The organism is Hyphomonas atlantica corrig. (genome assembly GCF_017795365.1).
Lineage (GTDB): Bacteria > Pseudomonadota > Alphaproteobacteria > Caulobacterales > Hyphomonadaceae > Hyphomonas > Hyphomonas atlantica.
On the sequence record NZ_CP051254.1, the window covers coordinates 1,684,941 to 1,697,767 of the forward strand.

Here is a 12,827-nt window from a genome sequence, read left to right on the forward strand (position 1 = left end):
TTGCTCAACCGGGCGTCGTCGGCTCAGGAGCAAGCCGCAGCACTTCTGTGAACGCCAACCAGACATGATACAGAGTGGAGCTTGGAATCTTGCTTGATGTCGGCTGGCGCTGCGCATCGAATGCATCGATCCACATGCCGTTTGGTGCCAGGCTTCCGAGATGATGGCTGAACAATGCGTCGCAGCTGTTCTCGAGGGCGTGCCACGGGGATGCTCCGGTCAATTCATACAGGCCAAGCCAGCCTTTTATGCGCTCTGTACTCGGCCAGGTCCGTGACCCCTTGTCCTTTGGACTCATGTTCAAATGGTTTGCATTGATTGTCAGCTGGCTGACTGGATCTACACCGAATGTTTCTGCATTCGAGACAAGAGTTCGTACGATGTCAGAGTGATCCTGTCCGGACAGCTTTTGGTGCTGAGCAAGAATCCAGGCCCATTCAAACTGGTGCCCGGCCTCCAGCCTGTTGCCGTCTTCATCGCCAATGCGCGCCAAATCATCATCGAAGAATTCCGAGACCGTTCCGATTTCCGGCGTGTACAAATGTTGCAGAAAGAGATCGGCGAGTTCGTTCGACAGCTGTCCAAACCTTTCGTCGCCAGTCGCATACCACATGGCAAGTGCTGCTTCGAAGAGATGCATGTGCGGATTCTGCTGGCGGGGCAGTGTGGACGGAATCTGATTGTGAAAGCCCTTCCCGGATGGGTGACGAAAGACGTTTTCGATGATGTCGGTTGTCTGGTGCGCCAGCTTCAAGGCGGCGGGGTCTGATGAGTATCTGTAATACCAGCCAAGGCCAAACAGACTGAAAGCAAAATCATATAGGTCGGCGGTAGGGTCGAGAATCGTCTTGTCGTGCGCCAGCGCATGAACCCATCCTTGGTCAGCGCCTTGCCAGCAATGCCTAGAGAGATACTCAAAAAGCGTGTCCGCGATCGGCCCTGCCTTGACTATGCCAAGACAGGCGGCGTGAGACATTACGTACAATTGGCGAGCAATTACGAATGTTCGCTTGAACGGATCGGCCGACGGGCCAGTGCCTGTCAGATTGAAACTTTCGATGGGTCCGCCGAAATGCGGATCGAGACATTTTTCAGTCCAGACGGGGATTGCCTCGTCGAAAAGCCAGTGGCGTATCCTGGTTACACAATCCATTTGCCTTACCGCTACGCTTGCTTACGGAAATGTCGTCAGCGAGACCACGGCTTGCATGAGGTCCACAGCGGCCTGAACTCAGTGAATCCCGTACAATGGGCCGTGTTTCTCATCAAGTATTGACCTGTCGACGGCTGCGTTCGATCCTGCGCCACCGATGCGGCAAAAAATACGTGTTGTCGCCACCTAGGAGATCGAGTCCGCCTGTGACCATAGACCTGAATGAGATCGAAGCCCGCCTGACTCGGATCCTTGAGGAGAAGGGGCCTCGGATTGGAAAGGAGTTGTCGGAGGAGATGCCGGATGTGCCGGTGCTGGCGCTCTGGCAGGTATGCAATCGGAGCAAGAGCCTGCTGATCTCCCATTTCGCGAGCTATTATTTGCGGTTCGATATCACGCGCGAAGACCAGGTCCGCCTCAGCCCGTCCATCTTGCGGGATTTCCTGTCATTCACCTTGTTTGGGCTGCCGGCGCAACGTTATCAGATGATCGAGCGACAGGGCACTTTGTCGAACATGCACCGGGAGATCAGCCGCGAAAAGATCGGTGTCGCTCAGGATGTCATGAAGCAATTGTTTGTAAGTCTGGGCCGCGAAGTTCGAAGCCAGTTGTGCGCATTCATTGCGGGAGACCTGTCCTATTTCCTCGCCCATAACGAGATGCGAGAGCATTCCGCTTCGGGCGAAATGGTGCGGGGGTCGGATATCGACATCATCATCATTCTCAGTGAAGCCTTGCCCGACGATATTCAGGAACGGATAGACGGTGAAATGGTCGCGCTGAAGAACTTCTATCTGCGGCATCCGAAGTATCGGCACGAAATAGATTTCATCTGCAAGCGCAAATCCGTCATGGAGCGTCAGTTCCAGTATTCGGACATCCACGACAAGATCGCCAGCAAGATCGCGTATGAGTCCATGTTTCTCGGCGGTTCGCTGACGTTGTACATGGAAGTGCGCGATGCGATGGTACGAACCGGCGTTGACCGGTTGATCGAGGATGACTTCACGCACGCGCTGAAGGACCGCAAAAATGCGATGAAAGCACTGCTGAATGCGCCCGGCGACACGATTGATGACGAGACGCGGTCGCTATTTTACTTCTCGCAGGAGCGGGTCGAGTTCTCATGACCCACTGAAGGAAGTGTTTGCGCTGTGTTTTTCTTTGGGGTGAACTATTTCGTCTTGAAGTTATAGCGTGAAAACTTGCGTGGATGTTGGGAGGATTGCGCTTGATCTGGCGTGCAAAAACGAAATCTCGTACGGTGGGGTCTGGTTCTGCTTTGGCCCTCTTAATGATGGGCGCATCCGTAACGCTGTTGGGTGCCTGTGCAGGTGGTGGTGGAGGCGGCAGCTCCGCCGTGACGCCGTTGCCGCCACCCCCACCACCGCCGCCGCCGCCACCACCGTCTAATCCGTTTCCGGACCGGATCGCGGAGCCGGAACAGTTTGAGACCCGGGAGTACAACGCCACGGTTGGTCTGCCGATTATCGGCGCCTCCAGCGCCTATGCGCTGGGTGCGACCGGGCAAGGGCAGACCATCGCCGTGATCGATACCGGGACCGAAGCGAGCCATCCGGACCTTGAGGGCGCTGTCATTCAGATGTTCGATGTCTGCGCCGATACCGACTGTCCGGGCTATGATGAGAATGGGAACCGCACGACCATGCGTCGCCAGCCGGGCGATATCGATACGGGTGGTCACGGGACACTGGTGTCAGGCGTGATTACCGCGCGCCGGCAGGACGATTTCAATTCATCATTTGATGACAACATGCCAAACGGGATTCAGGGTGTCGCCTATGAATCCTCAATTCTCGACATTCGCGCGGACTCGCCGGGAAGCTGCGGCCGGGAAGGCGAGGATGATGATTGTGTCTACAGTGACAATACGCTGGTGCGCGCAATCGAATACGCCGTGGACCAAGGGGCAACAATCATCAACATGTCGCTCGGCGGGGAAATCGACAGTGACCCCACGCTTGAAAATGCCATTCGGGCGGCTGCAGCAGCCGGCGTGCTTGTTGTCATTTCTGCGGGCAACGATGGCGAACCTGCTGGCACGGACGAAGATGGCAATCCAACCGAAGCCAAGGGCGAAATTCCGAACGAGCCAGCCTATATCGCAGGCGAGGCTTCATCCTTGGGGCGTGTTGTGGCCGTCGGGGCGGTTGATCCGGATGGAAAGCTCTCGGACTTCTCCAACCGCGCTGGTACGGCATCGCAATCCTATTATCTCCTGGCGCCGGGCGAAGGTGTAATCTCGACTGGACCGGACGACGATGTGGCATTTCCAGACCTTCCCACATGTGCCGTAGGGGAGTTTGAAGGGTGCAATGACGCTGACAATGAGGGTGACTATTATCGGATTTCAGGCACATCTTTTGCGGCGCCATACGTGGCGGGATCATTGGCTCTCTTGCTGGACGCGTTCCCAAATCTGAGATCGCAGCCAGAGGTTGCGCTCCAGATCTTGCTGGATACTGCGACAGACTATGTCGATAGCACGTCTGACATCATTACCGGTGAGGTCGCCGGCGTCGGCACGGATAGTGTATCGGGTGTTGGGCTTTTGAATCTGGAAGAAGCGTTTCGTCCGCAGGGGCAACAGAACCTCGATTTCGGAGCCGAGAAAGTCAGTCTCATCGATGCGGTGGCGCCAAGCGGCGGCGCGTTCGGAGACTGGGCGTCGAATTCCGGCGCGTTCAATAAGCTTGTGTTTCAAGACAAGTACCAACGCGGCTTCCTGTTCAATGCGGATGCTGTGGCAGCGGCGTTTCCGGCAGATGCTCTCGGATCACGCCTGATCAGTTTCGACACGCGCGCCGACTGGGCAGCAGGGGAATCCTACGCCATGAGTGCGGGTGGCGTGTCCTTCAGTTGGACTCAGGCGCGGCTGACAGAAGACCCGACTGCGCCGTATCAGGACGACCCTCAGTCTACGTTCAAAATGCGCTACAGCTTTGGTGAAAGCCAGGTCGAATTCGGGCGCGGCGGGTCGCTGACCCATCTTGCGCCTGATATTTCCCTGTTGAATGAGCCGGGCGTGGGCAATGCGTTCTCAACTGGTGGGGCGTGGGCAAAGTTCAGTCATGCCATAACTGATGATCTGGTCATGGACATCTTCTCGGCAGAGCAGGGCGCTCGTAGCCAGTCCGGTTTCATGTTCGGCCGGGATGAACGCACATGGTCTGTCAGGGCAGGTGCGTCCTTTATCAAGGACGAGAGTACTGCGCTTGGCGGATCATTGCAGGCTCGCTTTGGTGCGCAGGACCAGACCGAGATGACGGCCTATGCGTTGGAAGGCGCATGGCTTGCGGGTGGCGGATGGATTGTGTCGTCCGGGCTTGAAATGTCGAGTGTCGAATTGCCAGGCGTTGATGCGGAAAATATCTGGACCAGCCGCTGGTCGCTGGGCGCGGACCGTGCGCTGGGCGAGGGGCGGCTTCACTTCATCGTGGCGCAGCCCCGGCGCGCGGAAACGGGCCACCTCAATCTCGAAGCACCCATTGGGGTTGATATGAACAGTCAATTGATCCGTGGTCTGGTGCAGGCGGAGCTGACGCCGAGCGGCCGACAAATTGATTACGAAACCCGCTACACGTTCGGCCTCATCGACACATGGTCAGGTGAAGCGGCGGCCGTGATTTCGACATCGCCAAACCATATTTACGGCGCCGAGGATCAGGAGGCGCTGTGGATGCGGCTGTCGACACCATGGTAAGGGGGGCGCTGTTGGTTGCTGTGACCGGTGGCCTGCTCGCCGGCTGTGCGGGCCTCCCGTTTACAGGCAAATCCTGCCCGGAAATTACGGACACATCAGCATGGATCAACAGGATGCCCGGGCCCGGCCAGCCGTCTGGTGGCAAACTGCATGTTGTGGTGCGTGTCGACGATGATCAGCCCTGGATGCTGAGCCCCGCGGCAACGCATTCAAACGACGTGCTCGTGCTGGCACTGTCAGAGGGCGGGCCATCTGTGCCGGGAACGGCGGCTTACCAGCAGTCGCGCAAGCCGCTGCCACAGCGAATTGAGGTGGAATGCCGCGGCAGGACCGTGGCGACCATTGAAAAGATAACGGTCGCCTACTAGCGATCGACTAGTTCGTGAGGCGCTTGAGTTCGTCAACGAGGTCTGTCTTTTCCCAGCTGAATCCACCAGCGTCCGTCGGTGTGCGGCCAAAATGGCCGTAGGCGGCGGACGGTCCATAGATCGGCTGGTTCAGATTCAAATGTGTGCGAATCCCCTTGGGTGACAGGTCAAACAACTCCCGCAGCGCTTTTGCGATGCGTTCTTCGTCCGCATTGCCTGTTCCGTGTGTGTCGACATAGATGGAGAGGGGATGAGCCACACCAATGGCGTAGCTGACCTGGATTGTGCAGCGGTCGGCCAATCCGGCCGCTACAATGTTCTTTGCGAGGTAGCGCGTAGCATAGGCAGCGGAACGGTCGACCTTGGAAGGATCTTTGCCGGAGAACGCGCCGCCACCATGCGGGGCCGCGCCGCCATACGTATCAACAATGATCTTGCGCCCGGTGAGGCCCGCATCGCCGTCAGGCCCGCCGATGACAAAGCGCCCGGTCGGGTTGACGTAGAACTTGTCCTCTTCGGGAAACCAGCCTTCAGGCAGGACCTCCTTGATCACGGGCCGGATAATTTCCCGTAACTGATCGAGTGTCGCGCTATCCTTGTGTTGATGCGAGACCACGAGGGCGTTCACGCCAACCGGTTTCGAGCCTTCATATTGCAGCGTTACCTGGCTCTTGGCGTCAGGTTCGAGTTCGGGGTGGGTGCCATCATGCCGAAGCTGCGCAAGCCGTTGCAGGATCTGATGCGAGTATACCAGCGTGGCAGGCATCAGTTCCGGCGTTTCGTTCGTAGCGTAGCCGAACATTATGCCCTGATCGCCCGCGCCCTCTTCGCCATACAATCCTTGGCCTTCTTCGACGCCTTGCGCGATCTCGGCCGATTGACCATGCACATGGTTGGCGATTTCCATCGTCCGCCAATGGAAGCCGTCTTGCTCGTAACCGATGCGTTTGACGACATCGCGCGCGACCTGGTTCATTTCATCATGGCTGACATCCTGACCATTATTGGTGCGGACTTCGCCGGCCAGCACAACCCGATTGGTCGTCGTCAGGGTTTCGACGGCCACTTTCGCAGACGGGTCCCGCGACAGGAAGAGGTCCACGATGGCATCTGAAATCTGGTCCGCGACCTTGTCCGGATGTCCTTCAGAAACGCTTTCGCTGGTGAATTCGTGGCTGGCAAGTTTCATGACTGCTCTCTTTCGACAAGCCCTATCGGGCGAACACGACCGTTTTTCCGGAGTTGATGAATATGCGATGCTCCGCATGCGCCTTTACGGCACGGAGCAGGGCGTTGCCTTCAAGATGACGACCCGTCTCGATCATGTCAGACGGGCTGAATGTGTGGTCCACAACTTCTGTGACCTGAGTAATGATGGGGCCTTCGTCGAGGTCCGCAGTGACATAGTGCGCCGTTGCGCCAATCACTTTGACGCCCCGCTCATGGGCCTGATGGTAGGGGCGGGCGCCCTTGAAGCCTGGCAGGAAGGAGTGGTGAATGTTGATGCACCGTCCTTCAAGGCGTCGGCATGCATCATCACTCAGCACCTGCATGTATCGCGCAAGCACCACCAATTCGGCGCCTGTCTCTTCGACGATTTCGAAAAGGCGCGCTTCGGCTTCCGGTTTTGTGTCACGGGTCACCGGCACATGAAACCAGGGCAGACCCCAATGCGCAAAATTATCCTTCAGCGTCTCATTATTCGACAGGATGCCAACGACTTCGATAGGGAGCTCATTGCGACGCGCGCCATAGAGCAGCGTGTTTGCGCAATGATCGGATTTCGAAACAAGCAGAAGGGCCTTGATCGTCTCACCTTCGGGATGGACGGACCAATCGGCCTCAAGCTCTGTGGCAAGATTTCCAAGGTCTGCATTCAGCCCATCCGGCAGGTCTTCCCCGGGACCTCGGAAGACCAGCCGCGCGAAGAAGCGGCTGGTTTCAGGGTCACTGAATGTGCGTGAGGATTCGATGAAGCACTCATGTTGTTCCATCGCCTTCGCGAGGCTGGCGACCAGTCCAACCCGGTCAGGGCAGGAAAGGGTGAGGATGTGGTTGCGTGGCAAGGTCCTGTCAGTCCTAGTAGCGATAATGGTCTGGCTTGAACGGTCCTGCGGTGTCCACGCCGATATAGTTTGCCTGCTCATTGGAAAGCTCGGTCAGCTGAACGCCGAGTTTTTCCAGATGAAGCATGGCAACCTTTTCATCGAGGTGCTTCGGCAGTGTATAGACCTTGTTTTCGTACTGGTCTGCGCGCGTGTGAAGTTCGATCTGGGCCAGCGTCTGATTTGTGAACGAGGCCGACATGACGAAGGAGGGATGCCCCGTGGCATTGCCGAGGTTCACGAGACGGCCTTCAGACAGGAGGATGATCCGCTTGCCATCCGGGAAGGTGATCATGTCGACTTGCGGCTTGATGTTCGTCCATTCGAAATTGCGCAGGCCTTCGACCTGAATTTCATTGTCGAAGTGGCCGATATTGCAGACAATGGCCATGTCCTTCATCGCGCGCATATGGTCGACGGTGATGATGTCCTTGTTGCCTGTCGCCGTGACGAAGATGTCGAATTTCGGCGCAGCCTCGTCCAGCGAGACGACCTCATAGCCGTCCATCGCTGCCTGAAGGGCGCAGATCGGGTCGACTTCGGAGACAGATACGCGGGCACCTGAGCCGGAAAGCGACGCGGCAGAGCCCTTGCCCACATCGCCATATCCGGCGACGAAGGCTTTCTTGCCCGCCATCATCACATCCGTTCCGCGACGGATCGCGTCAACGAGCGACTCTTTACAACCATACTTGTTGTCGAATTTCGACTTGGTGACAGAGTCGTTGACATTGATCGCCGGGAAGGGGAGTTCGCCCTTCTTCTCCAACTGATAGAGCCTGTTCACGCCGGTTGTGGTTTCTTCGGACACGCCGCGGATTGCGGCCTTGGTCTTGGCAAACCAGCCGGGCGATGCGGCCAGACGTTTCTTGATCTGTGCGAACAGGAATTTCTCCTCTTCCGAGGCCGGCTTTTCCAGGAAAGACGGATCGGATTCAGCTCGCTCGCCGAGGATCAAGTACATCGTGGCGTCACCGCCATCATCCAGGATCAGATTGGGGCCTGTTCCATCGTGCCAATGGAACATGCGATCAGTGAAGTCCCAATACTCTTCCAACGTTTCACCCTTATAGGCGAAGACCGGCGTGCCATTGTCGGCAATCGCGGCGGCGGCGTGGTCTTGCGTTGAATAGATGTTGCACGACACCCATTGCACATCTGCGCCAAGGGCTTCGAGCGTCTGGATCAGGACAGCTGTCTGGATCGTCATGTGCAATGAGCCGGCGATCTTTGCGCCCTTGAGGGGCTGTGACGGCCCGAACTCTTCACGCGCCGCCATCAGGCCTGGCATTTCCGTCTCTGCAATCGCGATTTCCTTGCGGCCATAGTCAGCAAGAGAAATGTCCGCGACGTGATAGCTCTTGGCCATATCAATGATCCTTTATACGTTTGTATCGCGGCTAACATGACGCAGGCGAAAAGGCAACGCGCGATCTGCTCACCTGACCCGCGCGCGCATTTCAGATTGGGAAAGTGAGCGTATTCCGCTGGCTTGATGCTCATACGGATTTCATGTCCTGGCGATTTGGCCGCTGGCAACCTGGGGTGGGGCGGATTATGGGTAGTCTTTATCCTAGAGGTGCATTTTGTCTGTCTCGTCAGAACCGTGGGTATTTGTATTGTTACCGTTGGGGTTCGCCATTGCGCTCTGGTGGCCGAAGCGGCACGGCATGGTCATCGAAGAGTCCCGTGTCGGCCTGACAAGACGCTTCGTAGCGTTCTATCTCGATTTTTTTGTCATAGTTGTGGGAATGTTGCCGGCGGTGTCTCTGCCAGCCTTGGTAATTGAGTATATTGCGACCGGCGTATGGCAGTGGAGTTTTGAACGCGAGGTGTTCAGGACGAGAGACTGGGCGTCGCTTTTCATCGGCCTGGCCGCCTGCTTCGGGGCCTTTTACTATTTCAAATGGCACTTTGACCGGGGTGCCCAGACCCTCGGGCAGCATCTGATGAAATTCAAGGTCCTGCCAACCCGCGAACGTCCAAGTTTCGGAACCCGGACATTCGTGGCTTGGATGGTCTGCAGCTGGTGGCCACTTTGGCCGTGGATGCTGTTCCGAAAAAGCAGGACTATATTTGGGACACGACATCCGGAACAAAGGCGAGACGGGTAGCATCGTCCTAGCCAGAGGAGCTTCTGTCGCGTCTGGCTACGCGTTGAACGCCCGGATCGCGTCTATGATGCGGGTTTGGTCGGCTTCTTTCAGATATGGGTGCATAGGCAGGGCGACGACGTATTTGCTGGCGGCTCCGGTGACGGGCAGCGTGCCCTCTTCAGGTTTGAAGCGGGCGCAGAAATCCTGTTCGTGGATTGGTACGGGGTAATAGACGGCGGTCGGGATGCCCTGACTGGAAAGATGCGCCTGCAGGCCGTCACGATCCTCGTGCTCAATGACATATTGTGCCCAGACGCTCTTGCCACCTGCGATGACGCTCGGCACGCGCTTCACATGCCCGGTGAGACCATCGGCATAGCGGTCCGCCACAATCTGTCGCTTCTCGATCTCGTCACCGAATATCTTGAGCTTTTCCAGCAGCACCGCAGCCTGGATCGTGTCGAGCCGTGAGTTCATGCCGACGCGCAGGGAGAGATATTTCGGGTCATGGTGGAAATTGCGCTCGGCGGCGTCTGTCGGCGTCACCTTGCCGTAGACGCGCAGCGATTCAATGCGTTCGGCGAGGGCTGCGTCATTGGTGATGATCGCGCCGCCATCGCCATAGCAGCCAAGCGGCTTTGCCGGGAAGAAGCTGGTCGTCGCGATGTCGGCCCAGTCTGATGGATGTTGTCCGTTCAGCGTGCAGCCATAGCCCTGCGCCGTGTCGGCTATCAGCTTCAGGCCGAACTCGTCACAGATCGCCCTGATCTCCGGATAGTTGGCGGGCTGGCCGAAGAGGTCGACGGCGATGACCACTTTCGGGGTCAGCTTGCCCTCGGCCTTCACTGCTTCGATCTGCTTGCGCAAATGGGCCGGATCCATGTTGTAGGTGTCTGGTAGAATGTCGACGAATACCGGCGCCGCACCAAGCCATGGCACGACCTGGGCCGTCGCGACGAAGGTGAAGGACGGGCAGAAGACCGCGTCACCGGGTTTCAGTTCCCACGCCATCAGTGCGAGTGCGAGCGCGTCCGTGCCATTCGCACAGCTGACCGAATGAGACGCGCCACACCAGCCGGCGAGCTGTTTCTCCAATTCGGTCACTTCCGGGCCTAGGACATAGCGGCCACTCTCGACGACGCTCTGAATTGCGGCGTTGATTTCGCCCTCAATGCGCTTGCGCTGGGCCTGAAGGTCGATGAATGGAATCTGCACGGCTCTGAAACCTTTTCTTTGGTTGTCGTGGCGGAATAATTGGGTCCGCCTGACCCGACAATACACGACTTGTTACAAAGTCAGCACCTGTGGCGGGTTATGTTGGCTCTGCCAGCAGCGCCCGGGAGTAGTTCGACGGCGACAGGGACGAACTGATGGAGGCATGCCCGGCCTGCGCGATGCGCTTCAGACGGTCCGGGTCGGAATACAGGGCGCGCAGGGCTGCAGCGCCCGCATCCAGATCTGCCTCTGCCCATTCGGTGTGTCCGAAATCAGCATAGATGCCGCTGTCGTCCTGCACTGGCACCATCGTGTAAGGGAGCAGCACCGAATTGTCTTCAGCCATGAACTCCAGATTGCCTGACCATCCGGTTGCTACTGCAGCGCGGCCAGCGGCCATCGCTTCTGCCAAATGGAGGCCAAAGCCCTCTGCGCGGTGAGCAGACAACATGATGTCATGCGTTTCGATCAGTCGGTCGAGATCCGGCTGAGGCAGTGTCTGGTCTATCAGTTCGATACGAGGGTCACGTCTGATAAATTCCATCAGGCCGCGCGTCTGGTTTTCGAACAGGGTGAGATTGCGGCACTTCAGGCAGAGCGTCACATTTTCTTCGCCGGGGAACGCCCGCTGGAACATTTCGATAGCGGATGCCAGGTTCTTGCGGGGCAGGGATGACCGGCCATCTGCAAGGCAGAGGATGCGCAAAGGGCGTTCGTGCGATCCAGAAAAGTAGTCGTCTAGAGGGTCTGGGTTTTGCGCGACGAAGTGCGGAACGATGTAGGCGGGCGAGTTGATGTCCTTGTGCAGGGCGTCGCGCACAAAGGCACTCGGGTACCACATTTCCGACAGCATGCGGGCTGTTTCGGACCAGCCCGGCGGCGCAACGGGAAGCTCCCAGGCCCAGGCGCCCACCAGCCGCCAATCATGCCATCGGCGCAGACCCAGCCCCACCAGCGCCCGCATGACTTCCGGGGCGTTGGCAAAAAGGATGAGCGTGCCGGAGCGAGTGTTCGGCATTGGCGACAGAGGAACGCTTGCGTCGCCTTCGACCTGATTGAACATTTCGCTGAGGTCGACCGCGATCGGCGCGTGCCCTTCCAGGGTGAGGGCTTCGACGCATGATCTTGCGGCGCGGCCGATACCGTTTCCAGTTCGGAACATGCCAGCCACCACGAGGGGGCCGGATTTTGGCACAGCCCGGTCCAGATGTGCCGGGCGTGGCAGGATGAGCCGCCGGACAGCATTTTTCGCAACTTGCAGAGGAGAGGCCATGCGTCGGTTATAACTCTTTTCATGCAGGCGGATGGAAGACCAAGCCTGTTCCTACCGTGGTGCGATAGGTGCCGACAAGAGCACTCTGACCCAGACTCAAACGGGCGGTACTGTGAGGTGATGTCGCGCTGTTCTGACCGGCAGAAGAAAACTGGACATGGGCCAAACGTTCATGCCATGCCAAGGCCGATTTCAATCATGAGAGAGCCACTGCATGTCCCTTAAAGTCGAAGCCCTAGCCATCCCCGATGTGAAACTGGTTACGCCTCCGCGTTTTGGAGATGATCGCGGCTTTTTCAGTGAGACCTACAATGCGCAACGCTTCAAGGAAGCGGGAATCGACGCAGATTTCGTGCAGGATAATCACTCTCTGTCGGCCCAGAAAGGCACGGTCCGCGGGCTGCATTTTCAGGCTCCACCATTTGCGCAGGCCAAGCTTGTCCGGGTGCTTCGCGGCTCCATCATTGATGTCGCTGTGGACGCGAGAAAAGGTTCGCCAACATATGGACAATGGGTCAGCGCAGAGCTGAGCGCAGAGAACGGCGTTCAGATCTACGTGCCACGCGGGTTCCTGCACGGATTTGCCACGCTCGAGCCGGACACGGAGATCGCCTACAAGGTGGACAATTACTATTGCAAGGAATGTGACGGGTCTGTTCTGTGGAGCGATGAGACGCTCGGCATTGATTGGGGTGTCCGTCCGGAAGAGGCGATGCTGTCCGACAAGGACAAGACGGCGCAGTCCTTTGCGGAGTTCAAGACACCGTTCTGATGGGAAAAGGCGCCGTGTTCTCCCCGCCATTTTCGCGGTTCTGACAGGCGAAACTGCGGCCCAATCCGATGGGCATGATAAGCGATGACTCTGTCGGCTGACCTTCAGCCGGGAGAGTATC

11 protein-coding genes are annotated in these 12,827 nt (G+C 57.8%); 5 read left to right on the top strand and 6 right to left on the bottom strand.

The genetic code is table 11. From position 1 onward, the window contains the following. Nucleotides 1-4 precede the first annotated feature (4 nt). A complete protein-coding gene (locus HF931_RS08360; protein ID WP_273243054.1) occupies nucleotides 5-1,153 on the bottom strand; it encodes an AGE family epimerase/isomerase in 1,149 nt (382 codons plus the stop codon). 206 nt (nucleotides 1,154-1,359) lie between these two features. Here HF931_RS08360 and HF931_RS08365 point away from each other — a divergent pair, with 206 nt between their 5' ends. The 3 genes from HF931_RS08365 (at nucleotide 1,360) to HF931_RS08375 (ending at nucleotide 5,245) form a co-directional block, all read left to right on the top strand. Then, entirely contained in the window at nucleotides 1,360-2,283 is a 924-nt protein-coding gene (locus tag HF931_RS08365) for a hypothetical protein (protein ID WP_273243055.1), read from the top strand. A gap of 101 nt (nucleotides 2,284-2,384) precedes the next feature. Continuing rightward, the gene (locus HF931_RS08370) at nucleotides 2,385-4,877 is read left to right on the top strand and encodes a S8 family peptidase (RefSeq protein WP_273243057.1); all 2,493 of its coding nucleotides are present in this window, start codon (nucleotides 2,385-2,387) and stop codon (nucleotides 4,875-4,877) included. Beyond that, complete coding sequence (locus HF931_RS08375) at nucleotides 4,850-5,245, top strand: hypothetical protein (RefSeq protein WP_273243059.1); 396 nt, start codon at nucleotides 4,850-4,852, stop codon at nucleotides 5,243-5,245. Before HF931_RS08370 ends, HF931_RS08375 begins: the two co-directional genes overlap by 28 nt. 7 nt (nucleotides 5,246-5,252) lie before the next feature. Here the strand turns inward: HF931_RS08375 and metK are convergent, their stop codons facing one another. From metK to ahcY, 3 genes are read right to left on the bottom strand one after another with little or no spacing between them, the layout of a single operon-like run. Further along, nucleotides 5,253-6,434 (bottom strand): methionine adenosyltransferase, encoded by a 1,182-nt coding sequence (gene metK / locus HF931_RS08380; protein ID WP_273243061.1) that lies wholly within the window; start codon nucleotides 6,432-6,434, stop codon nucleotides 5,253-5,255. Nucleotides 6,435-6,456: 22 nt separating this feature from the next. Further along, the gene (locus HF931_RS08385) at nucleotides 6,457-7,311 is read right to left on the bottom strand and encodes a formyltetrahydrofolate deformylase (RefSeq protein ID WP_273243063.1); all 855 of its coding nucleotides are present in this window, start codon (nucleotides 7,309-7,311) and stop codon (nucleotides 6,457-6,459) included. A gap of 13 nt (nucleotides 7,312-7,324) precedes the next feature. Further along, complete coding sequence (ahcY, locus tag HF931_RS08390; RefSeq protein WP_273243066.1) at nucleotides 7,325-8,719, bottom strand: adenosylhomocysteinase; 1,395 nt, start codon at nucleotides 8,717-8,719, stop codon at nucleotides 7,325-7,327. A gap of 301 nt (nucleotides 8,720-9,020) precedes the next feature. Between ahcY and HF931_RS08395 the strand changes: the two genes are divergently transcribed. Continuing rightward, on the top strand, nucleotides 9,021-9,464 hold the full coding sequence (locus HF931_RS08395) for an RDD family protein (protein WP_273243068.1): 444 nt from the start codon (nucleotides 9,021-9,023) through the stop codon (nucleotides 9,462-9,464). Between the two features lie 36 nt (nucleotides 9,465-9,500). Here HF931_RS08395 and HF931_RS08400 read toward each other — a convergent pair whose 3' ends face one another. Beyond that, a complete protein-coding gene (locus tag HF931_RS08400; RefSeq protein WP_273243070.1) occupies nucleotides 9,501-10,661 on the bottom strand; it encodes a DegT/DnrJ/EryC1/StrS family aminotransferase in 1,161 nt (386 codons plus the stop codon). Between the two features lie 97 nt (nucleotides 10,662-10,758). After that, nucleotides 10,759-11,934, bottom strand: a complete 1,176-nt coding sequence (locus HF931_RS08405; protein ID WP_273243072.1) for a glycosyltransferase — start codon at nucleotides 11,932-11,934, stop codon at nucleotides 10,759-10,761. Between the two features lie 214 nt (nucleotides 11,935-12,148). Here HF931_RS08405 and rfbC point away from each other — a divergent pair, with 214 nt between their 5' ends. Further along, nucleotides 12,149-12,706, top strand: a complete 558-nt coding sequence (rfbC, locus tag HF931_RS08410) for a dTDP-4-dehydrorhamnose 3,5-epimerase (RefSeq protein ID WP_273243074.1) — start codon at nucleotides 12,149-12,151, stop codon at nucleotides 12,704-12,706. The last annotated feature ends 121 nt before the right edge of the window (nucleotides 12,707-12,827 follow it).

Bases quoted from the DNA above. Each gene is read 5' to 3' on its own strand.
- rfbC (WP_273243074.1), top strand. From the start codon at position 12,149: ATGTCCCTTAAAGTCGAAGCCCTAGCCATCCCCGATGTGAAACTGGTT.
- HF931_RS08395 (WP_273243068.1), top strand. From the start codon at position 9,021: ATGGTCATCGAAGAGTCCCGTGTCGGCCTGACAAGACGCTTCGTAGCG.
- HF931_RS08405 (WP_273243072.1), bottom strand. From the start codon at position 11,934: ATGGCCTCTCCTCTGCAAGTTGCGAAAAATGCTGTCCGGCGGCTCATC.
- metK (WP_273243061.1), bottom strand. From the start codon at position 6,434: ATGAAACTTGCCAGCCACGAATTCACCAGCGAAAGCGTTTCTGAAGGA.
- HF931_RS08360 (WP_273243054.1), bottom strand. From the start codon at position 1,153: ATGGATTGTGTAACCAGGATACGCCACTGGCTTTTCGACGAGGCAATC.
- ahcY (WP_273243066.1), bottom strand. From the start codon at position 8,719: ATGGCCAAGAGCTATCACGTCGCGGACATTTCTCTTGCTGACTATGGC.